19 protein-coding genes are annotated in these 21,165 nt (G+C 59.3%); 8 read left to right on the top strand and 11 right to left on the bottom strand.

The features are described 5' to 3' along the window. Positions 1-81: 81 nt before the first annotated feature. Positions 82-927: a polysaccharide deacetylase family protein gene (locus tag H4I99_RS03370; protein ID WP_163904559.1), complete on the top strand. Its 846-nt coding sequence runs from the start codon at positions 82-84 to the stop codon at positions 925-927. Between the two features lie 46 nt (positions 928-973). On the opposite strand, the gene H4I99_RS03365 is transcribed toward H4I99_RS03370, so the two are convergent. The 4 genes from H4I99_RS03365 to H4I99_RS03350 form a co-directional block, all read right to left on the bottom strand. Then, entirely contained in the window at positions 974-2,131 is a 1,158-nt protein-coding gene (locus H4I99_RS03365) for an MFS transporter (RefSeq protein ID WP_163904557.1), read from the bottom strand. Further along, positions 2,128-3,459 carry an HdeD family acid-resistance protein gene (locus H4I99_RS03360; protein ID WP_163904555.1) on the bottom strand — a complete coding sequence of 444 codons (1,332 nt, stop codon included), beginning with the start codon at positions 3,457-3,459 and terminating at the stop codon, positions 2,128-2,130. Before H4I99_RS03360 ends, H4I99_RS03365 begins: the two co-directional genes overlap by 4 nt. 212 nt (positions 3,460-3,671) lie before the next feature. After that, on the bottom strand, positions 3,672-4,121 hold the full coding sequence (locus tag H4I99_RS03355; protein WP_163904553.1) for a DNA polymerase III subunit chi: 450 nt from the start codon (positions 4,119-4,121) through the stop codon (positions 3,672-3,674). Positions 4,122-4,152: 31 nt separating this feature from the next. Then, positions 4,153-5,652 carry a leucyl aminopeptidase gene (locus H4I99_RS03350; RefSeq protein WP_163904551.1) on the bottom strand — a complete coding sequence of 500 codons (1,500 nt, stop codon included), beginning with the start codon at positions 5,650-5,652 and terminating at the stop codon, positions 4,153-4,155. Positions 5,653-5,875: 223 nt separating this feature from the next. Here H4I99_RS03350 and H4I99_RS03345 point away from each other — a divergent pair, with 223 nt between their 5' ends. The 7 genes from H4I99_RS03345 (at position 5,876) to rsmA (ending at position 14,337) form a co-directional block, all read left to right on the top strand. Further along, a complete protein-coding gene (locus H4I99_RS03345; RefSeq protein WP_244624855.1) occupies positions 5,876-6,634 on the top strand; it encodes a phosphatase PAP2 family protein in 759 nt (252 codons plus the stop codon). Between the two features lie 109 nt (positions 6,635-6,743). Further along, positions 6,744-7,922, top strand: coding sequence for an LPS export ABC transporter permease LptF (lptF, locus tag H4I99_RS03340; protein WP_163904549.1), 1,179 nt, complete (start codon positions 6,744-6,746; stop codon positions 7,920-7,922). Next, positions 7,919-9,001 carry an LPS export ABC transporter permease LptG gene (gene lptG / locus H4I99_RS03335; protein ID WP_163904547.1) on the top strand — a complete coding sequence of 361 codons (1,083 nt, stop codon included), beginning with the start codon at positions 7,919-7,921 and terminating at the stop codon, positions 8,999-9,001. The genes lptF and lptG overlap by 4 nt, the downstream gene beginning before the upstream one ends. Next, positions 9,001-11,343, top strand: coding sequence for an LPS-assembly protein LptD (locus tag H4I99_RS03330; protein WP_163904545.1), 2,343 nt, complete (start codon positions 9,001-9,003; stop codon positions 11,341-11,343). The genes lptG and H4I99_RS03330 overlap by 1 nt, the downstream gene beginning before the upstream one ends. 185 nt (positions 11,344-11,528) lie before the next feature. Next, complete coding sequence (locus H4I99_RS03325) at positions 11,529-12,470, top strand: SurA N-terminal domain-containing protein (RefSeq protein ID WP_163904543.1); 942 nt, start codon at positions 11,529-11,531, stop codon at positions 12,468-12,470. A gap of 14 nt (positions 12,471-12,484) precedes the next feature. Beyond that, positions 12,485-13,510 carry a 4-hydroxythreonine-4-phosphate dehydrogenase PdxA gene (pdxA, locus tag H4I99_RS03320; protein ID WP_163904541.1) on the top strand — a complete coding sequence of 342 codons (1,026 nt, stop codon included), beginning with the start codon at positions 12,485-12,487 and terminating at the stop codon, positions 13,508-13,510. Next, positions 13,510-14,337: a 16S rRNA (adenine(1518)-N(6)/adenine(1519)-N(6))-dimethyltransferase RsmA gene (gene rsmA, locus H4I99_RS03315; RefSeq protein WP_163904539.1), complete on the top strand. Its 828-nt coding sequence runs from the start codon at positions 13,510-13,512 to the stop codon at positions 14,335-14,337. Before pdxA ends, rsmA begins: the two co-directional genes overlap by 1 nt. A gap of 110 nt (positions 14,338-14,447) precedes the next feature. Here rsmA and gmk read toward each other — a convergent pair whose 3' ends face one another. The 7 genes from gmk to fabD all read right to left on the bottom strand — a co-directional run bounded on the left by gmk (position 14,448) and on the right by fabD (position 20,991). Beyond that, on the bottom strand, positions 14,448-15,113 hold the full coding sequence (gene gmk, locus H4I99_RS03310; protein ID WP_163904538.1) for a guanylate kinase: 666 nt from the start codon (positions 15,111-15,113) through the stop codon (positions 14,448-14,450). Positions 15,114-15,116: 3 nt separating this feature from the next. Further along, positions 15,117-16,007, bottom strand: a complete 891-nt coding sequence (locus tag H4I99_RS03305; protein WP_163904537.1) for a YicC/YloC family endoribonuclease — start codon at positions 16,005-16,007, stop codon at positions 15,117-15,119. Positions 16,008-16,030: 23 nt separating this feature from the next. After that, positions 16,031-17,248, bottom strand: a complete 1,218-nt coding sequence (mltG, locus tag H4I99_RS03300) for an endolytic transglycosylase MltG (RefSeq protein WP_163904536.1) — start codon at positions 17,246-17,248, stop codon at positions 16,031-16,033. Positions 17,249-17,376: 128 nt separating this feature from the next. Next, positions 17,377-18,636 carry a beta-ketoacyl-ACP synthase II gene (gene fabF / locus H4I99_RS03295; protein ID WP_099057312.1) on the bottom strand — a complete coding sequence of 420 codons (1,260 nt, stop codon included), beginning with the start codon at positions 18,634-18,636 and terminating at the stop codon, positions 17,377-17,379. A gap of 118 nt (positions 18,637-18,754) precedes the next feature. Next, the gene (locus tag H4I99_RS03290; RefSeq protein WP_099059947.1) at positions 18,755-18,991 is read right to left on the bottom strand and encodes an acyl carrier protein; all 237 of its coding nucleotides are present in this window, start codon (positions 18,989-18,991) and stop codon (positions 18,755-18,757) included. 284 nt (positions 18,992-19,275) lie between these two features. Continuing rightward, on the bottom strand, positions 19,276-20,013 hold the full coding sequence (gene fabG / locus H4I99_RS03285) for a 3-oxoacyl-[acyl-carrier-protein] reductase (RefSeq protein ID WP_163904535.1): 738 nt from the start codon (positions 20,011-20,013) through the stop codon (positions 19,276-19,278). A 33-nt stretch (positions 20,014-20,046) separates the two neighbouring features. Beyond that, on the bottom strand, positions 20,047-20,991 hold the full coding sequence (gene fabD / locus H4I99_RS03280; protein WP_163904534.1) for an ACP S-malonyltransferase: 945 nt from the start codon (positions 20,989-20,991) through the stop codon (positions 20,047-20,049). Positions 20,992-21,165: the final 174 nt, after the last annotated feature.

The following is a 21,165-nucleotide window of genomic DNA, read 5'->3' as shown; positions in this document are numbered from 1 at the left end:
TCCGGCGACGCGCCAGAAACCGACCGTTAACCATAACTGCATAAAACTTTACTCGAATCATTTTCCGTTCGAGTGGCTTTCATGCTTTCTTTACGCATTGCGGCGAGCGCCCTGCTTGCCTTGTCCCTGGCGTCATGCGCCTCCACCAAGACGGAAAAGCCGTCAGCTAAGACGGCCTTCGTCGCGTCTCCGGAAAACCCGGCAGGCAAACCGCTAGCCGCTGGCGAACGTGTTCCGATGGAACCGGCTGCCTGGTTCAAGCCGAACCGACCCAGGAGCGGGCTTGCTGGCCGCACACTGGAAGTCGATTCGATACAGGACATCAAGCTCGGACCGAAGGAAGTCGCCCTGACCTTCGACGACGGCCCAGTTCCTGGTCGTACCGAACGCATCCTTGACACGCTGACCCGCTACGACGTGAAGGCGACCTTCCTGATGGTGGGCGAGATGGCTAAGGCGCATCCAGCCATCGCCCGCAAGGTTGCCGATGCCGGACACTCGATCGGAAGCCATACGTGGAGCCACGCGGACCTGCATAAGCTGAGCTTCGACCAGGCCATGGCCGACATCACCAAGGGAGAGCTCGCGGTAAAGGCCGGCACGGGCATGGATCCGGCATTCTTCCGCTTCCCATACCTGTCCGATTCGAAAAGCCTGCGCACACGCATGGCGCAGCGTAACGTCGTCGTTCTCGACGTCGCCATCGACAGCAAGGACTATTTCAGGTCGTCGCCCTCCGAAATCGTCGAGCGCACCATGGCGACCCTGCACCGGCGCGGGCGCGGCATCATCCTGATGCACGATCTGCACCTGCGCACCGCTGTGATGCTACCGATGCTGCTCGAGCGCCTAAAGGCCGAGGGTTACAAGGTTGTGGCGCTGCGTCACGAGCGCAAGAGAACGATGATGCTGGCATCCGCCGACTGACACAGGAGCCGTCCCGCCGGACATTCTCCGGCGGGCACGCTCCCCGTCACCCCTCCCGGCGCAATGCCACGACAAGCGCAAAGACGAGGCAGGCGACAGCGGTGAAGACAGGCAGGCCGTGCGTGCCGATCTGAAGCGACACACCAGCAGCAAGCGGTCCCACCAATGCGCCAGCACCCCATGCCAACCCCATGAGCGCATAGATGCCGACGAGATCTCCGCCCGAAAACCGGCTGCCGACGATCGTCAGTGTCAGCGTGTAGATACCGACGAAAACCCCGCCCCAGACAAACAGCAGCGCATAAGTGGCAAACGGATAAGCCAGGGCCCAGGGCCAAAGCGCAGCGCCAGCTGCGGCCACCAGCGCACAGGCAAGCACCAGCTTGCGGCGGTCGAACAGGTCACCCAGCCAGCCGATCGGCAGTTGCAGCAGGATCGCTCCGCCCATCATCACGAACATCAGTTGCGCGGCGTCATCGGCATTCCAGCCAAGACCCACGGCATAGAGCGCCAGAAACGACAGGCCCGCCGTCTCGACGGCCGCGTTCAGCACGATCGCGCCGATTGCCACCGGCGCCAGCCGAAGGAAGCGCAGAGGGTTACCGGAACTCGGCTTTTCAAAAGCGGGCGCCCGCACCATCGGCAACAACACGAAGGATGCAGCCGCCAAGGCGATGACGGCGCCGACCATGAACGGCAACGTGCCGTGCGATCCGATCAGGGAAAGCAACAAGGGACCGAGTGCAAGTCCCAGCGAAAGCGCCGCCGTATAGATGGCCATGAATCGGGCGCGGGTATTTTCAGTGCTGAGCGCGTTAATCCAGGTTTCGGAAAGCACGAATAGTGCTTCCGAGGCCATGCCTAGCAACAGGCGCAGGGGAAACCACAGCCAGATATTATCGACCAGAGCGATCGCCACCAGCACGGCGGCGGATACTACAAGCGACAACAGGATCAGGCGTCGCGGCCCGACCTTCGACACTACGCTCGGAAGCACCAACGCCACCACGAGGACACCGATCGCATGCATCGCGGCATTGGCGCCGACAAGGCTCTGGCTTGCGCCCCTGGCAACCATCTCAAGTGCAATCAGAGGCGCACTCAGGGAATAGGTCAGCCCAAACATGGCGACGGTCAGGATCACTGCGATACGGGAAATCAAAGCACCCGTTTCCGAGGCGGCGGACAGATCCGTCGCGCTCATCGGGCGAAGTCCCTCGCCTTCAGCGAAGCGCCGAGATGGTGCAGATGGGCAAGCAGCTTTTCACGCCACGGCACGGTTTCCGGCTCGACCAGGCGCTTCAGCGCGCGCGCATAGTCGAGCACCATGCCGGGCGTCCAGCACAGGTGCGCCGCCCGCGAACGGATGTAAGCGGCCTCCCACAAGGAAGGCGTCACCAGCAGACGTAGAAGACGCAGCCACGGACGCGAGCAGTCGAGGCTCCCTTCGAGCGCTGCTTCAAGCGCTCCCGCCGCGGCAATCGAACAGTTGCGATTGGTGACGTTATAAGTCGAATGCCGACGATAACCTTCCCAGAAGGCTCTCAGCCGCAATGCGTGGAACCGGGTGAACGCCACTTCTTCGTCGGCGGCCGTCCAGCAGACCTTTTCCTGTTCGTAGGACGGCTGGAAGAGGCCGGCCACATCGTTTTCCTCCCCGGCGAAGAGAGTCTCGACTATCTCCTCGCGATCCGGTTCGATCTCCTCTGCCGGCCAGTGGCTGATGTAGAGGTCAGGCCCCATCTCAACAGCAGAATGGCCGGTCGAGACCTTGCCCTCCTTGTCGAGCACAGCGAAGTAACGATCGACCAGAGGGCGTCGCGGTTCGACCGCCGCTGCGCCGGTCGGGGTCCAGACAAGGATACGCATGTTCTGGATGGTGTCGTCATCCGGGCTGTCGTCGGGCATGACCACAGCCGTTTCCTCGTTCCAGCCTCGACCACACAGCATGGGGAAGGAATAGATCGAAACCGAGCTGTCATGCCGCCGTAGCGCACGGGCAAAATGGATCATCGTCGCTCCGGAGAGTACGAGGAAAAGGCTGATGCAAAGCGGAACGTTGAGATGCTGCGGAAACGGCCAGTTCACGACCAGCATGACGGCGAGCATCAGTTCCAGGCCGCTCGCAATCGCCGCAACACCCCAGCGGCGGAAACGAACCAGCACCACGGTCGCTAGCCGCGAAAGGCCATCAAAGGCAAAGCCGAGGGCAAACAGCCACGACAGCAGCCAGTCGCTCTTCAGCGGCGTGTCGATGATCAGGAACGCGACCGCAAGCATGATCAGCGCCTTGACGCCATCGGCGAACCGGCCTGCATTGGTCTCACGCGTGACCGTCGACAGCAGCCCGAAAAGCCCCTGAAAAAGAAATAGCAGCCCGAAGAGCTGGACAGTGACCATGGTCAAGCCATCGGAGAGATCGGCCACGATGACGAAGGCCAGTGCAATCATGACGCTTCCCAGCGCCGCCGGCTCCCACCAGTCCTCGCGAAAAGCTCTGCCGCCGATGAGCAAGAATGCAAGTTTGATCATCTTATTGTTTCTTGATACAAATCCCAGATCGCAAATGCGCTCGAAACAATAAAAAAACAATAAGGCCACGAAGCCGAAAATTGGACTTTTATGGATAAGACCAGATTTGGCCTATCCATTGCCCGTTACGGTAATGATTACCAAAGCCGGATAGTTATAGAAATAATATTCAGAGATATAATTGATTAACCGGAAACTTGGCGCGTCTTGCGCTAAGCCTTCTTTTCCCATCGACCCTCTCTGGTCTGCTGCCAGTAGGTCAAGGCATGGCCTTCCGTCTTGAGTCGCTTCCACTGACCGCGCGCTGCCTCGAGTTGGCTCTGATCGTGTCCATCGAAAACAAACACGACCCTTTCATAGTCGAGGTTGATGGGAGGCTCGGCACCATCCACCAGAAAGCGAACGGTTGCGCCGTTGAGATTATCGTCGTTCGAGGTGAGCAGCACCGGCTGGTTCTCCGGTGCCTCGGCTTCCTCGGTGGCATGGGGCAGGAAGCTTTCGTCACGCCATGTCCACAGATGGGTGTCGAGCGCGTCGCGACGGTCGGTATCGGCGGTCTGCACCGCTACCCGCCAGCCGCGTTCCAAACTCTTTTCAAGAAGCGGCGGAAGGGCGTCCTCGAGCTTCGATTCCGTCAGGTGATAGAAAAGAATGTCTGCCAATGGCCCTGCCCCTGCGCTGCCTCTATCTCGCTCAGTCTTCGTAGTTGGCGCGAACGAGTTCGTCGAGCAGGCGAACACCGTAGCCAGAGCCCCAGGACTGGTTGATTTCATCCGAGGGCGACGACATGGCAGTGCCGGCAATATCGAGATGCGCCCAGGGCGTATCCTTGACGAAACGCTTCAGGAACTGCGCAGCGGTGACCGAACCGGCATGGCGACCGCTCGAATTCTTCATGTCAGCGAATTTCGAGTCGATCATCCGGTCGTAGTCCTTGCCCATCGGCATTCGCCACAGCCGTTCGTTGGTGACGAGACCGGCAGTCAGCAGTTGCTCGGACAGCGTGTCGTCATTCGAGAACAGCCCTGCATGCAAGTTACCGAGCGCCACGAGGATGGCGCCGGTCAGCGTTGCAAGATTGATCATGAAATCGGGCTTGAAGCGATCATTGCAATACCAAAGGGCATCTGCAAGAACGAGCCGTCCCTCAGCATCGGTGTTGATGACCTCGATCGTCTGGCCGGACATCGACTTCACGATGTCGCCAGGACGCTGAGCGTTGCCGTCCGGCATGTTCTCGACGAGACCGATGATGCCGACGGCATTGACCTTGGCCTTGCGGGCCGCAAGCACATGCATCAGCCCGGTCACGGCGGCCGCCCCACCCATGTCGCCCTTCATTTCCTCCATGCCGGCTGCCGGCTTGATCGAAATGCCGCCGGTATCGAAAACCACGCCCTTGCCGACGAATGCCACCGGCTTGTCCTTGGCCTTGCCGCCATTCCATTGCATCACGACGAGACGCGGCGGACGAACGGAACCCTGAGCAACGCCGAGAAGAGCGCCCATACCGAGCTTCTTCATTTCCTTTTCGCCAAGGATTTCGATCTCGACCCCGAGCCTTTCAAGTTCCTTCGCCTTAGCGGCAAACTCTTCCGGTCCCAAAATGTTGGCCGGTTCATTGACGAGATCGCGGGCAAGATTGACGCCATCGGCAACGGCCTGCGCATCGGCAAAAGCCTTCTTCGCCGCGCTGGCTGCCGCCGTGACGATGGTAACCTTCACTTCCTTGTCGACGCTCTTACCCTCTTCGTCATCGGTCTTCTTCGACGTCTTGTAGGTATCGAACTTGTAGGCCCGCAGCAGCATACCGAGTGCGAAATCGGCGGCAGCCTTCGCGGTGACGTCCAGACCCGGCGCATCCAGATAGACGGTGACCTTCTCCGCACCCTTGAGCGACGCAGTGGCAGTGCCGCCTGCCTTCAGCCAGTCGTGAGCGACAATCGACTCAGCCTTGCCGAAACCGAGCACCACGATGCGATCGGCATCGGACCCGTGCGGAGCGACGATATCCAGCGTCGACAGCGACTTGCCCGTGAACTTCGCCACCTTTGCCGCGCGTCCGTAGACGCCAGCCGGATCAGCCTCTTCCACACCGGCCGGGAGATCGGCCTCAACCGTCTTCAGCAGTAAAGCGACGCCGGACGAGGCGCGGTGAGATTTGGCAAAAGCGATATCGAGCTTGAGCGACATGGGCACTCCCTGAAATCCATTAACGAAAGCAGATGGCGCGATCTTCACCTTTTCCCGGAGAAAGGCAAGGAGAACCCGACACTTGCGGGTTAACGCACAAGGCATTTCACACACTTCCAAATGCCCTCTTGTGACCGCAGAAGAGTGACGCTAGTTTCCGCGGCGCTCTGCCAACTGGCCGGGCGCCCCTTTCCACCTGGTGCCGCCGGCTTTGAGATCCAGATTGAACGCCCTCTACGATGCGATCGTTCACGACCGGCGAGCTCGCCGGTGGACCATCCTTGCACTTGCAATGGTATTCCTGTGGTTCCTGTTGCTTGTGCTTTTTCATTTCCTGCCGCAGATCGACATTGCAGTATCGCGGGCCTTCTTCGTGCCGGCGACATGTCCGGAAGCGAATCCAACCCGGGTTTGCGGTGGCTTCACATATGGCCGTGACGCCCTTTACGCCTTTCTTCGCAAAGCGTTGTTCTACGCGCCGGCGATCGGCGCGGTGGCTCTTGTCATCGCGTTGCTGAATGCACTTCGTAATCCCCGATCGCCCGATAGCACCAGGCGCATCAAGAATTATGCGGTATCGCTGATTACACTGTTGCTCGGCCCCTATGTACTGGTGAACCTGATCCTGAAGCAGGTTTCGGAACGGCCCCGTCCTTATGAGACGGATCTGTTCGCCGGCCCTCTTCCTTTCGTTCCCGCGGGCTCCTTTGCCGGCCAATGCGAGGATAACTGCTCCTTCATTTCCGGCGAGGCAGCCGGAGCAGGCTGGCTCGTATGTCTCATCTTTCTTCTGCCCGACAGACTGCGCCCGGTGCTTGGCCCGGCAATCATTGTCGTGTCGTTTGTTACCTCGGCTTTCCGGGTGGCGTTTGGCGGCCACTATCTTTCGGACGTCCTGCTGGGCTGGCTTTCGACGCTGGTGCTTTTCACTGCGGTCTTCGCCGTGTTCGAAATAGCGCGCTCACGAAAAAATCAGCCATGAAGGCACGGAAAAATTCCATACCGACGTCGCCAAAAAGCCGCGAGCAGCGTAGACCATACGTGATTTCACCCGCGGGAATGACTCCGTCGTTCCCTATTCCGGATAAGGCATGAAACTACTCGAACTCTACATCCTGCGGCGTACCGTGCAGATGTTCCTCACCGCGCTGGTGCCGGTGCTGGCAATCATCTGGACGACGCAGGTGTTGGCCCGAATCAATCTGGTGACGGACAGCGGGCAGTCCGTCGGTTCGTTCATGTTGCTCGCCACGCTCATCCTGCCGACCATCATACCCGCCGTTCTGCCGTTCGCGCTCGTGATCGGGATCACCCAGACGCTGACGGCGATGAACAACGATTCGGAGCTTGCCGTCATCGACGCTGCCGGCGCCCCTCGCCACACCATTCTTCGTCCGGTTCTGTCGCTCGCCGCGGGCATGGCAGTCGTCTCCCTGCTGATGACGAATTTCGTGGAGCCGAAGCTTCGCGTCGGCGTCCGTGAAATGATCGCAGCCGCCTATGCCGACCTGCTTTCAACCGTCATTGAGGAAAAGAGCTTCCGCCGGATCGAGGACGGACTTTACGTCCAGATCTCGGAACGCCTGTCAGGTCGAGTATTGAAGGGATTGTTCGTGGCGGATTCACGCGATCCCGCCTCCGAACTCATCTATTATGCACGCGAAGGTGCCGTGGATGAAGGCGGAGCGGCCCTCGTGATGAAGGACGGCGAAGTGCAGCGGAAGTCGCCGAATGGAGAGGTTTCGATCGTACGCTTCGATTCCTACTCCTTCGACCTCTCCGACTTCTCCCAGTCCCGCGGGCAGGCCCGCCTGCACGCCGGTGATCGCGACCTCGGATTCCTGCTCAATCCCGATCAGAACGACCCCGACGTTCAGCGAAATCTCAAGGACTATCGTAGCGAACTGCATCGACGCCTGAGCACCTGGACTTTCCCCTTCGTCTTCGCGCTGATTTCACTCGTCATCTGCAGCGATGCCCGTTCGCACCGTGAAGCACGGCTGCATCCGATGGCAATTGCCCTCACGCTCTCGCTCGCGCTCTTCTGGCTTTCGAACTATACGGTAGAGCTTGCAGGCAACTCCCTGGCGTTCGTGCCCCTTGCCTATCTCGTTCCGCTGGGAAGCGGTCTGATTGCGGCCATCATGCTCGTTCGCAGACGCCACCCGCACAAGACTTCGGTCGTGACAACCTTCCTTGCCGATCGCCTGTCGGCGATCCTGCGGCGCTTTACCCCCAAAAGTGATGCGACCGGGGGAGGCACGACATGATCAGCACCCTTGGCCGTTATTTCTTCCGGCGCTACGTCGTCACTTCGCTATGGTTCTTCGCCGGCGTCATAGCGATTGCCTATCTGGTCGACTTCAGCGAGACCTCCGGCAGGTTTGCGGGCTTCACCGGTTATTCGGTGGCGGGCGTTCTTTGGCTGACGGCGCTGCGCTTGCCACTCATCCTGCAGCAGACGATTCCCTTCATCTCGCTCTTCGTCGGCATGACCACGTTGATTGCCCTTAACCGCAAGTCCGAACTCGTGGTCGCACGCGCCGCAGGGATTTCGGTATGGCAATTCATGACGCCCTTTGTAATGGGCGCCTTCTTCGTCGGACTTATGGCTACGCTAGTGGTCAATCCGCTTGCCGCCTGGGGACAGCGACAGGCTCTGCAGATTGAGGCGGACTGGCGCGAGGCGAGCGACAGACCGAAGAATACAGTCGTTCCGTGGATGCGTCAGATCAGTGGAAAATCCGATGTCATCATCGGTGCACGAACGATCGAAGAAGAAGGTAGCCTGCTCAATGACGTTGTCCTGATCTATTTCGACACAGACGGACGCATCGAAAAGCGGCAGGATGCACGCACAGCAAAATTGGAAAATGGTTACTGGAACCTTACCGACGTATTGGAAACGCGTCCCGGTGAGATACAAAAGCGCCTGCCTACGGACAAGGTGCCCACCAATTTGAAGAAGGAGTTTGTCTCACAGCGGCTGGCAGAGCCCGATACCGTTGCTTTTTATGAGCTTTCTCACAAAATTGCAGTGGCCAGATCTTTCGGCGTTTCAACCAAGGCACTGGAAACACAATTCCATTCCCTGTTGTCTCTGCCTTTCCTTTTGGTCGCAATGACGCTTATCGCTGCAACCGTCTCGCTTAAATTCAGTAGGTTCAACCAGTCCCGTTCGGTGATTCTGGGTGGAATCCTGTCAGGCTTCGTGCTTTATGTTGTCACCGTGCTTGTTAAAGCATTCGGTAGCAGCGGTGTCGTGCCGCCTTTCGTTGCGGCCTGGGTTCCGGTCGTCGTGGCGATGGCACTCGGAGCGACAATCCTGCTCCACAAGGAGGATGGTTAGTGGCGGTAAAAGACCGCAAGAATATCAGGAGGCTCACCCGAGCCCTGCTGACCGGTGTAGCTTTGTGCGGCCCGCTTCTCCCAGCGGTAGACGCCTTGGCTCAGAGCAGCAATTCGACGGGTTATGCCGATGTTGTCGTTCCCGAAGACGCCAAGCTCCTGTTGGCGGCTAACGAACTGACTTACGATCGTGATTCGGAACGCGTGATCGCGGCTGGCGCGGTTCAGATCAACTATGCCGGGTACCAGATGGTTGCCCGCAAGGTTGAGTACAATCAAAAAACAGGTCGGGTGCTCGCATCCGGCAATATCGAGTTGGTGGAACCGGGTGGAAACCGGATCTACGCCGAGACGCTCGACGTCACCGACAACTTTGCTGATGGGTTCGTGAAGTCGTTGCGTATCGAAACAACCGATAACACTCGCATGGCCGCAGAAAGCGGCGAGCGCGTCGCCGGTACTGAAATGATTCTGCACAAGGGCGTCTACACAGCGTGCCTTCCGTGCGCGGAGGATCCAAAGCGTCCGCCGATCTGGCAGGTGAAAGCCGAGAAGGTCATCCAGAACGGCCAGAAGCATACGGTTCGGCTCGAGAAGGCCCGTTTTCAGCTATTCGGCCGCACGCTTGCAGTTCTGCCTTTCATCGAAGTGCCCGACAACACGGTCAAGCGTAAGTCCGGCTTTCTGTTTCCGGAGATGAGGACGTCCGAAAATCTCGGCTTCGGCCTCGCCGTTCCCTATTACATCGCGATCGCGAACGATCGGGACGCCACGATCACCACGACCGGCTACACCAGCCAGGGTCTTTTGCTCGAAGGCGAATATCGCCAGCGATTCGAGAAGGGTACGGTCACACTACGCGCCGCCGGTATCGACCAGATGAATTCCGATAACTTCACGGCCGGCACAAGCGATGCCAGGCGTGATCAGCGCGGTATGGTCGCATCCAAGGGCGACTTCCAGATAAACCCACGCTGGTCGTTCGGCTGGGACGTTATGCTGCAAAGCGACAACAACTTTGCACGCACTTACGATCTTGCCGGCCTGGACCAGTCCACCCATACGAACCAAGTCTATCTGACGGGTCTTGGCAAGCGTAACTATTTCGACGCGCGGGCCTTCTATTTCGATGTGCAGGATGCCGACTCCGACAGTACGGCCGAGAAGAAGCAGCCTACCGTGCTGCCATCGATCGACTACAGTTACTACGCGCCAGAACCGGTGGCGGGTGGTGAATTGTCTGCCAGGATGAACTTCACCACCCTCTCCCGGTTCAAACAGGACGAGGAAAGTGTCGATACCAACGGCGACAACCTCGACGATCTCATGCGCTATCGCGGCCTGGAAGGCACGATGAGCAGGTTGACTGGCGAAGCGGAATGGAAGCGTAGTTACATCGTCCCCGGCGACCTGCAACTGACGCCGCTTCTTGCCGCCAGAGGCGACGCCTTCGGCCTCGACATGAATAATCCGACCGCATACGCAGGTGAATATACTTCCGATGCGACGGCAACCCGCGCTATGCTGACCGCGGGGCTCGAAGCTCGCTATCCGATCTTGATGACGACTGCCAACAGCACCCATGTCATCGAACCGATCGCACAGGTCTTTGCCCGAAACAACGAACAACTGGCTGGCATGTTGCCGAACGAGGATGCGCAGAGCTTCGTGTTCGACGCGACCAACCTGTTTGAGCGCGACAAGTTTTCCGGTTATGACCGTGTAGAGGGTGGTACCCGCGCCAATATCGGCGTGCAGTATACCGGCACCTTCGACAACGGCTTTGGACTGCGCGGAATTTTCGGTCAATCCTACCATCTCGCCGGACAGAATTCCTTTGCAACCGACGACCTCGTCTATGCGGGCGCCAATTCAGGCCTCGAAACGGACGTTTCCGACTATGTCGCGATGGCCGGTATAGACATGCCGAACGGTGTGAGCCTGTCGACCAGCGTACGACTGGACGAAAAGACACTGGAGCTGCGTCGTACGGACGCCGCCATTTCCTACAACAACAAGCGACTGCAATCCGAACTGGTCTTCACCCAGCTCGACGCCCAGCCGGAATACGGCTTCACCAATGACAACCAGGCGGTTCAGACGTCGCACACGTTGAAGATCAACGAGTACTGGTCTGTCTTCGGCTCGCTCACCTATGACATAGACGAAAATGTCTTCTCGCGGAGAAGCGTTGGCCTAAGCTATGCTGACGAATGCACCATCCTGACCGTTGCGTTCTCCGACAAGTACGATCCAGACGCGGAAGTCGCGAGCGACTGGACCATTGCCGGGCGCCTGACTTTCCGCACCCTCGGGGATATCAGACTCGGCAGTAATCAGTAGCTATCGACCGCATAAGCAGCGCCGGAAGATCGAATTCTTATCGACTTCCGGCGAAAGGCGGGTCTATTCGCTCGGCGTCATTGTTTTGCCGCACGGATTATGCAATCCATGCGGCTGATTGTACATTGATTGGCGGATGCATGTCCGGCGACCGCACAGACCGCGTCCGAGGGAAGGAAATACAGATGACCTTTGCGAAGAAGGGGTTGAGAACCCTGTTGGCTGGCACATTGGCGCTCGGTCTTTGCGTGGGCCCCACTGCCTTTGTCGAAAACGCGAATGCTGCGAGCCAGGTGGTAGCTGTCGTCAACAAGACGGCGATCACAAATGGCGATGTTGCCCGCCGCGTCGCATTTCTCAAGCTCCAGCGTCGCAAAGGTGACCTCAACAAGCTTGCCAAGCAGGAACTGATTGAGGAAGCGCTGAAGCGACAGGAGATCGCACGAGTTGGTATGTCGGTTAGCACCGACGAGGTGAATGCCGCCTTCGGCCGCTTCGCGAGTTCCAACAAACTGTCTGAGGCACAGCTTTCAAGTATTCTCAGTCAGGCCGGCGTTGGCGCCGAGCACTTCAAGGCCTATATTGCCGTATCGATGAGCTGGCCGAGGCTTGTCAATGCCCGATACGGTAGCAAGGGCAAGCTTTCCAATCAGGAAGTGGTCAGCCGCCTGCTCGAAAACAAGCAGAAACCGGTGACCACAGAGTATTTTCTGAAACAGGTCATTTTCGTCGTGCCGGCATCCAAAAAAGGCATCGCAGGCAAGCGCAAGGCCGAGGCCGAAGCGTCCCGTGCAAAGTTCCCGGGCTGCGACGGAGCCATGGAATTCGCGAAGAACTATCTCGATGTATCCATCCGAAATCTCGGTCGTGTGCTTGAGCCGGAACTTCCGCCTGAGTGGAAGCCTTTGATCGAGAAGGCCAGCGGCGGCACCACCGGAACCCGCGTCACCGAGCGTGGCGTAGAATATCTGGCTATCTGTAACCAGCGTCAGGTTTCGGATGACGTAGCGGCAGAAGTCGTCTTCCGCGCCGAGGACATTGGCAAGGAAAAGGAGACCGGTGAGAACCCCAACTCCAAGAAGTATCTCGACGACCTTCGTTCAAAGGCGCAGATTGTCGAAAACTGATTCCGGAACACGATATGACCGCTGCCGACATGCTTCCTCTTGCCCTCAGTCAAGGTGATCCAGCCGGCATCGGGCCGGATATCGCGCTAACGGCGTGGCTGAACCGCGACCAGCATCAGCTGCCGCCTTTCATTTTCATCGGCGACCCTGCCGTCTTGGCCGTGCGCGCCCGGGAGCTTGAGATCGAGGTTCCGATCCGCGAGACCGATGCTGCGGGCACAGTTTCCATCTTCTCCAGTGCCTTTCCGGTATTACCGGTCGCTGCTGGTGTCGATGTCGTCGCCGGTGAGCCGCATGTGGCAACGGCAAAGGGTACGATAGCCTCGATCGAGACTGCCGTTTCGCTCTGCTTCGATGGCAAGGTTCGGGGCATGGTAACGAACCCGATCGCTAAATCTGTTCTCTATGAAGCCGGCTTCGGCTTTCCGGGGCATACCGAGTTTCTTGCTGATCTTGCCAAGAAGCGGACAGGCAAGACCTTCCATCCGGTGATGATGCTGGCAGGGCCGAAGCTCAAGGCTGTGCCTGTGACCATTCACATTCCGATCAAGGACGTGCCGACGGCCCTTTCCGAGGCGCTTGTCGTTGATACCTGCCGCATCGTTGCGGAAGACCTCAAGACGCGCTTCAGGCTTGCGCATCCGCGGCTTGCCGTTGCCGGGCTGAACCCGCACGCGGGTGAGGACGGCGCCATCGGCCACGAGGACCAGGATATCATCCATCCGGCTATCATGCAGTTGCGCGAGGAAGGTATCGATGCCTTCGGCCCCCTGCCTGCGGATACGATGTTCCATGACGATGCCCGTCGGCGCTACGACGTGGCGATCTGCATGTATCACGATCAGGCTTTGATCCCGGCGAAGGCCCTCGGCTTCGACGATTCGGTCAATGTCACGCTTGGCCTTCCCTTCATACGCACCTCTCCCGATCACGGGACTGCCTTTGGCATTGCCGGAAAGGGAATTGCACGCGAGAAGAGCCTCGTTGCCGCGATCCAGCTTGCGTCTGAAATCAGCCTGCTCACCGAAGCACAGATCTGATGGCAGCTCTAGACGGACTTCCGCCGCTGCGGGATGTAATCTCCCGCCACGGCCTCGATGCACGCAAGGCGCTTGGCCAGAACTTCCTGCTCGATCTCAACCTGACCCAGAAGATCGCCCGCACCGCCGGTTCACTGGAGGATGTGACAGTGTTTGAGGTCGGCCCCGGTCCGGGTGGTCTCACGCGCGCCATCCTCGCGCTCGGGGCTAAGAAAGTGATTGCCGTCGAACGGGATGCGCGCTGCCTGCCGGCGCTCGCCGAAGTGTCGGAACATTACCCCGGCCGGCTTGAGGTGATCGAGGGCGACGCGCTGAAGACCGATTTCGAAGCGCTTGCGCCCGAAGGCCCGATCAAGATCATCGCCAACCTGCCCTACAATGTCGGCACGCAATTGCTCGTCAACTGGCTGCTGCCAAGGTCATGGCCGCCCTTCTGGCAATCACTTACATTGCTGTTCCAGAAGGAAGTCGGCCAGCGCATCGTCGCTCGCGAGGATGACAATCATTATGGCCGGCTTGGTGTCCTCTGCGGCTGGCGTACAGAGGCGCATATGGCGTTCGACATACCGCCGCAGGCTTTCACCCCTCCGCCGAAGGTTACCTCCAGCGTCGTGCATCTTGTGCCGCGTGAAGCCCCCCTGCCTTGCGATCCGGATAAGCTTGAGAAGGTGACACATGCGGCCTTCGGCCAGCGCCGCAAGATGCTACGTCAGAGCGTGAAATCCCTCGGTGGAGAAGCGCTGTTGGCCAAGGCCGGGATAGACCCGGCGCGGCGTGCCGAAACGCTGAGCGTCGAGGAATTCGTCAGTCTGGCAAACCAGATCTGAATAATGCCGCGCAAAGGGGCTCGGCATTTTACCAAGCCTGCGAAAAAGCAAAAAGAAGCTCAAACGTCGGGGCCTTAAATCCCCGGAGGACAGGGATGTGTGGCTTGCGGTCAGAGCTTTGGCTCTTCGGTCAGCAACTGCTCCACGAAATCGAAGAGGCCGTAGCGGCGGTCGCGACGGATGCGTTCGGCGCCGACAATATTGCTGACCGCGCGAAACGCGTTATCCAGATCGTCATTGACGATCACATAGTCATATTCACGCCAATGCTCAATCTCGGAGCGAGAGTTATGAAGGCGGGTGCGGATGACCTCTTCCGTGTCCTCGGCCCTGCGGTGCAGGCGGGACTGCAGTTCGGTCATGCTTGGCGGCAGCACGAAGATCGAGACCACGTCGGCCTTCATCTTCTCCTGAAGCTGGCGCGCGCCCTGCCAGTCGATGTCGAACAGCATATCCTTGCCTTCAGACATCGCCTGCTCGACCGGCTCGCGCGGGGTGCCATAGAAGTTGCCGTGAACCTCGGCCCATTCCAGCAACTGGTCGGATTCGCGCATGCGCTCGAACTGCGGAATGCTGATGAAATGATAATGCTTGCCGGCAATCTCACTCGGCCGCTTGGCTCGTGTGGTAACGCTCACGGAAATACCGAGGGTCGGATCGTCCTCCAGTAGGTTTCGCGCAATCGTCGACTTTCCAGCACCGGACGGTGAAGACAGTACCAGCATCAACCCGCGCCGGGCGATCTTCACAGACGAGGACGGTGTTACCGGACTCATTTACTACTCCAAATTCTGGACCTGTTCGCGGAACTGGTCGATGACAACCTTCAATTCGATGCCGGCGGTGGTCACCGCCACGGCATTCGACTTGGAACAGATGGTATTCGATTCGCGGTTGAATTCCTGCGCCAGAAAATCGAGCTTTCGGCCGATCGGTCCGCCCATTGAAAGCAGATCGCGCGCCGCCGTGACATGGGCCTTCAGCCGGTCAATTTCTTCGCGAAGATCCGCCTTGGTTGCGAGAAGCGCTGCCTCGGCATGGAGCCGGTCGCGGTCGAGCGAGGGAGAAGAGTCGAGAAGTGCTGCGAGCTGGGCCTCCAGCTTGCGGGCGATTTCTTCCGGCTGGCGGGACGGATCGGCCTCGACCTTCTGCACGAGGTCCTGGATGCTTGACACATGGTCGGACAGCAGGCGACAGAGAGCATCGCCTTCCGTCTTGCGCATATCGCAAAGGGCACGGGCCGCCTGTTCCAGGCCCGCGAGAATATCAGCGTCGCGGGCAGCGAGTGCCGCTTCGTCATCCTGTGTTTCGCGGAAATCGACCAGCCCGCGGATTGCCATAAGCGCATCGAGGCGCAGCGGTGCGGGATCGACGAGAGCTGTACCAAGTTCGTCGCGCAGGCGCAGAACCGCGTCGAGAGCGTCGCGGTTCAACACGGCTTCGACCCGGTTTTCGCTGACGGATACGTTCAGACCAACCTGTATATTACCGCGGGTCAGGTGCTGACCAAGCAATCGGCGAACTTCCGGTTCGAAGCTTTCCATCCCCTGCGGGAGACGCATGCGGATGTCGAGACCCTTGCCGTTAACCGAGCGCAGCTCCCAGGCCCAGCGGTATCGTCCGCTCGTGCCTTCGGCGCGGGCAAAGCCGGTCATGGATTGCAGCGCCATAGCAGTTACTCCCGGCTGTGCTGTCAGTTCTTTTTCTTCTTGGGCGCCGCGGCTTCCGGATCGCCCTCAGGCTGTCCGTCGACCGCGATGTTCGGGTCCGAACCCTTCTCAGCCTCCAGCTTGCGCCAGCGCCGTACATTGGCGTTGTGTTCGTCAAGCGTCGGTGCAAAGACATGGCCGCCGGTTCCGTCCGCCACGAAGTAAAGGTCGGATGTCTTCCACGGATGAGCGACAGCTTCCAGCGCAGCCTTACCGGGGTTAGCGATCGGTCCCGGGGGAAGGCCCTTGATCACATAGGTATTGTAGGGTGTTTCCTTCTGCAGGTCCGACTGGTAGATCGGCCGGTCGGAAGGCTTTCCTTCGCCGCCGAACAGACCATAGACAATGGTCGGATCGGACTGCAGGCGCATGCCCTTGCTCAGGCGATTGATGAAGACGGAAGCGACGTGGGCACGCTCGTCATCCTTGCCGGTTTCCTTCTCGACGATGGACGCCAGAATGACGAATTCTTCCTTGGTCTTGATCGGCAGGTCCGGATCGCGGCGCTCCCAGATCTGGTCCACCAACTTTTCCTGGGCCGCCAACATCTGGCTGACTATTTCGGTACGCTTGGTGCCGCGGGAATATTTGTAAGTGTCCGGTCGCAAGGTGCCTTCGTCAGGCAGGTCCGATGGGAGATCGCCTTCGAGGATGGTATCCTCCGCGAGCCTGTGGAACATCTGCTGAACGGTCAGTCCTTCCGGCATGGAGACCGAATAGAGGATGGACTTGCCCGACTTCAGGAGTTCCATGATCTCCTTCATCGAGGCACCCGCCTTGATCTCGTATTCACCGGCCTTCAGCGTTTCACCTTCTCCCAGATAGATATCGGAAACGTAGCGGAAGATACGGCCATCGCTGACGATACCATTGCGTTCGAGGTTATTGCCGATTTCCGATGGGCCGGCACCGTTGCGAACAACGAAATTCGTGTTCACTGTCAGAGGGCCGCGCTCCTGATAGGCGGACATTACATAGTAGAAGCAGGCGACGGCTGCGATGCACATCGCTACCGCCAAGGTCATAATGAAATTCAGGAAGATAACGAGTTGGCTGCGGGCCTTGCGGGAACGGCGCGGCGGTGCGGGCACCCGCTCCGGTCGAAGAGCCTCGTTTGGCGACTTCGGGATGATCGGCCCTTTCGGCTGGCCCTCCGAGCCACGGCCGAAGGAAACACCGCTGTTCTGGCTATTGTCGCTCACCGGCAATCCTCTTCAGTTCGGTATCGCTGCTATCTGGCCAAGCAATGCGGCAAAATACAGGTAAGTCGTCCGTCCCGGCGACGGGACGGAGAACTCTTTTGCATCGCGACTGGCGATCCGGGGATCACTCAGCCTTCGTAGCGGCGAAGGACCAGCGACGCATTGGTGCCACCGAAGCCAAAGGAATTGGACAGGGCGACGTTAATATCCCGCTTGCGGGCCTTATGGGGCACGAGGTCAATCGCCGTCTCAACGGAGGGATTGTCGAGATTGAGTGTCGGCGGGGCGACGTTGTCGCGGATCGCCAGCGTGGCGAAAATCGCCTCGACCGCACCGGCGGCACCGAGAAGGTGACCGATTGCCGACTTGGTGGAGGACATCGAGATCCGGGAAGCCGAATCGCCGACCAGACGCTCGACCGCACCAAGCTCGATCGTATCCGCCATGGTCGAAGTACCATGGGCATTGATGTAGTCGATGTCGGATGCCTGCAGGCCAGCGCGCTTCAGCGCCATGGTCATGCAACGGAACGCGCCGTCGCCATCTTCGGACGGAGCCGTGATGTGGAAGGCATCGCCCGACAAACCGTAGCCAACGACTTCGGCATAGATCTTCGCGCCGCGAGCCTTGGCGTGTTCGAGTTCTTCCAGGACGACGATACCCGCCCCCTCACCCATGACGAAACCATCACGATCCTTGTCGTAGGGACGGGAAGCGCGCGTCGGGTCGTCGTTATGCTGGGTGGACAGTGCCTTGCAGGCGGCAAAACCGGCCAGCGAGATGCGGCTGATCGGAGATTCAGTACCGCCGGCCACCATCACATCGGCATCACCGAGCGCGATCAGGCGAGCGGCGTCGCCGATGGCGTGTGCACCGGTCGAGCAGGCGGTCACGACAGAATGATTGGGTCCGCGCAGCTTGTGGCGGATCGAGACCTGGCCAGAGGCGAGATTGATCAGGCGACCCGGAATGAAAAAGGGCGAAAGACGGCGCGGGCCCTTGTCGCGCAGAATAAATCCTGCCTCGACGATGCCCTCGAGACCGCCGATGCCCGAACCGATCAGAACGCCTGTGGCGCACTGCTCGTCATCCGTCTTCGGATGCCAGCCGGCATCCTCCAGCGCCATATCGGCAGCTGCGATCGCGTAAATGATGAAGTGGTCGACCTTGCGCTGCTCCTTGGCTTCCATCCAATCGTCAGGATTGAATGTGCCTTCACCTTCGCCGGTCGGAATACGGCAGGCGATCTTCGCCGGCAGATCTTCGACTTCGAATTCAGTAACGCGGCGCGCACCGCTCTGGCCATCCAGAAGACGCGACCAGGTCAGTTCAGTTCCACATCCCAGAGGAGATACCATGCCGGTACCGGTGATAACGACACGTCTCATCGTCCGTAGCCCGCCCCACTCTTGCAGCCGATGCCATTAGAATACAGTAAGGCCCGCTTTCCGCGGGCCTCAGCGGGACAAGCACTCCGAAGAGCCTTCCCGCAATGATGATAATCGATCAGGACTGAGCCTTCTCGATGAACTTGACCGCGTCACCGACGGTCAGGATCGAGTCAGCGGCATCGTCGGGGATCTCGACGCCGAATTCTTCTTCGAAGGCCATGACCAGTTCAACGGTATCGAGCGAGTCCGCGCCCAGATCGTCAATGAAGCTCGCGCCTTCAACAACCTTTTCAGCGTCTACGCCGAGATGATCAACAACAATTTTCTTAACGCGTTCTGCGATATCGCTCATGTCGGTTTCCTCGACCTTCTTTATCTCAAGGGCGGCCGTAATGGCGTCCCTACCCTGTATTTCGTCGACGGCGTCTTTCTAGCCTGTCGACAAATTTGTTCAGCCCCGTTTCCTTCGACCCAGCCACGCAATCAAAAGCGTGACAGTTTCCCTTTAAAACCGGGCGACTGTTCACAGTCATGGCCCGCTTAACACGGTTTAAGTTCCGCGCAAAGCCTGAAAATCGCCGTCGCCAATTGGTCAACATACAATTGCATGTCGCCGCTTCGCGAGGCGATGCAACATCAGATCATCGCCATACCGCCGTTGACGTGCAAAGTCTGCCCAGTCATGTAGGCAGCTTCCGACGACGCCAGATAGAGAACGGCAGAAGCGACTTCCGCACCCGTTCCCATGCGCTTCATCGGGATCGCCCCCATGATCGCATCCTTCTGCTTGTCGTTCAGCTTGCCGGTCATGGCGCTCTCGATAAAGCCCGGAGCAACACAGTTGACTGTCACGTTGCGGGTGGCGATTTCCTGGGCGAGCGACTTGGTGAACCCGATCATGCCGGCCTTGGAGGCACAGTAATTGGCCTGCCCCGGATTGCCGGTCACGCCGACGATCGAGGTGATGTTGATGATGCGGCCATAACGGCGACGCATCATCGGATGGGTCAGTTCGCGCGTCAGGCGGAAGACGGCAGTGAGGTTGACCTCAAGCACGCTGTCCCAATCGGCATCGCTCATGCGGACGAACAGGCCGTCCTTGGTGATGCCGGCATTGTTGACGAGGATGTCGACGCCTTCGAGCTCAGCCTCGGCCTTTTCGCCAAGAGCCTTGACCTCGTCGCGATCGGAAAGATTGGCCGGGAAGATCTTGACGCGTTCGCCGAGTTCGGAAGCCAGTGCCTCCAGCTTCTCGACGCGGGTGCCGTGCAGGCCAACGGTCGCGCCGCGCGCATGCAGCATACGAGCGATCTCTTCGCCGATGCCGCCGGTTGCACCGGTGACGAGTGCCTTGCGGCCGGTCAGGTCAAACATGATGCGAGTTCCTTGTTCTGATGGTTCCGGATGTCAGCCGAGGAGAGCCGCAATCGCGGCATCAATATCAGCCGGCGTATTGACGGCCACGCCCGTGACATTCTTGTCGATGCGGCGGGCAAGTCCCGTCAGGACCTTGCCCGAACCCAGTTCATAAAGCGTCGTGATACCGTTCCGGCCGAACCACTCGACCGTCTCGCGCCAACGGACCTGGCCGGTGACCTGCTCGACGAGCAGAGTGGCGATCTCATTGGCATCGGTTACGGGAGCGGCGCGCACGTTGGCGATCAGCGGCACGACGGGATTCTTCTTTTCAACGCCGGCAAGCGCCTCGCGCATGGCCTCGGCGGCAGGCGCCATGAGAGCCGAATGGAAGGGTGCGGAAACCGGCAGCATGATGGCGCGCTTGGCACCCTTTTCGCTGGCAAGCGCCGCCGCCTTCTCAACGGCAGCCTTTGCACCGGAAATGACGAGCTGGCCGCCGCCATTGTCGTTAGCGATCTGGCAGGAGCCAAGCGCGGACGCGTCCTTGCAGACGGCTTCAACATCGCCGTGCTCAAGACCGATGATCGCAGCCATGGCGCCTTCGCCGACCGGAACCGCCGCCTGCATGGCATTGCCGCGAATACGGAGAAGCCGGGCAGTATCGGCCAGCGAGAAGGTGCCAGCGGCACAGAGGGCAGAATATTCGCCAAGCGAATGGCCGGCGACGTAGGAGACCTTCGCCTTGAGGTCGAGGCCGCGGGCTTCCAGAACACGAATGACCGCCATGGAAACGGCCATCAGCGCCGGCTGCGCGTTGGCCGTCAGCGTCAGCTTGTCCTCCGGTCCGTCGAACATGGTCGCGGACAGCTTCTCGCCGAGCGCCTCATCGACTTCATCGAATACGGCCTTCGCCTCCGGAAAAGCATCGGCAAGTTCCTTGCCCATACCGACGGCCTGGCTGCCCTGGCCCGGAAACGTAAATGCCAAAGTCATTGGATTATCCTTCCTCGGATCGGGTATTTACCCTTCATTTTTCTTTTCCAATTGACGTTCTTGCCGCATGAGTCAAGTGCGTGAGCCGTCAACGCCGCATACGTCACAGACTTCATTAGCGCCCGCTTTGGGCTTGCACTGCAGCAAAACGGCCCTAGATTTGCCCAGGGCAAT

Source organism: Paenirhizobium daejeonense (assembly GCF_014280875.1).
GTDB lineage: Bacteria > Pseudomonadota > Alphaproteobacteria > Rhizobiales > Rhizobiaceae > Allorhizobium > Allorhizobium daejeonense.
This window is presented reverse-complemented; position numbering and strand designations above follow the sequence as displayed.

Bases quoted from the DNA above. Each gene is read 5' to 3' on its own strand.
- gmk (WP_163904538.1), bottom strand. From the start codon at position 15,113: ATGAGTCCGGTAACACCGTCCTCGTCTGTGAAGATCGCCCGGCGCGGG.
- lptF (WP_163904549.1), top strand. From the start codon at position 6,744: ATGAAACTACTCGAACTCTACATCCTGCGGCGTACCGTGCAGATGTTC.
- H4I99_RS03325 (WP_163904543.1), top strand. From the start codon at position 11,529: ATGACCTTTGCGAAGAAGGGGTTGAGAACCCTGTTGGCTGGCACATTG.
- H4I99_RS03305 (WP_163904537.1), bottom strand. From the start codon at position 16,007: ATGGCGCTGCAATCCATGACCGGCTTTGCCCGCGCCGAAGGCACGAGC.
- H4I99_RS03350 (WP_163904551.1), bottom strand. From the start codon at position 5,652: ATGTCGCTCAAGCTCGATATCGCTTTTGCCAAATCTCACCGCGCCTCG.
- pdxA (WP_163904541.1), top strand. From the start codon at position 12,485: ATGACCGCTGCCGACATGCTTCCTCTTGCCCTCAGTCAAGGTGATCCA.
- H4I99_RS03360 (WP_163904555.1), bottom strand. From the start codon at position 3,459: ATGATCAAACTTGCATTCTTGCTCATCGGCGGCAGAGCTTTTCGCGAG.
- fabG (WP_163904535.1), bottom strand. From the start codon at position 20,013: ATGTTTGACCTGACCGGCCGCAAGGCACTCGTCACCGGTGCAACCGGC.
- H4I99_RS03290 (WP_099059947.1), bottom strand. From the start codon at position 18,991: ATGAGCGATATCGCAGAACGCGTTAAGAAAATTGTTGTTGATCATCTC.
- fabF (WP_099057312.1), bottom strand. From the start codon at position 18,636: ATGAGACGTGTCGTTATCACCGGTACCGGCATGGTATCTCCTCTGGGA.
- H4I99_RS03370 (WP_163904559.1), top strand. From the start codon at position 82: ATGCTTTCTTTACGCATTGCGGCGAGCGCCCTGCTTGCCTTGTCCCTG.
- lptG (WP_163904547.1), top strand. From the start codon at position 7,919: ATGATCAGCACCCTTGGCCGTTATTTCTTCCGGCGCTACGTCGTCACT.
- fabD (WP_163904534.1), bottom strand. From the start codon at position 20,991: ATGACTTTGGCATTTACGTTTCCGGGCCAGGGCAGCCAGGCCGTCGGT.
- rsmA (WP_163904539.1), top strand. From the start codon at position 13,510: ATGGCAGCTCTAGACGGACTTCCGCCGCTGCGGGATGTAATCTCCCGC.
- H4I99_RS03365 (WP_163904557.1), bottom strand. From the start codon at position 2,131: ATGAGCGCGACGGATCTGTCCGCCGCCTCGGAAACGGGTGCTTTGATT.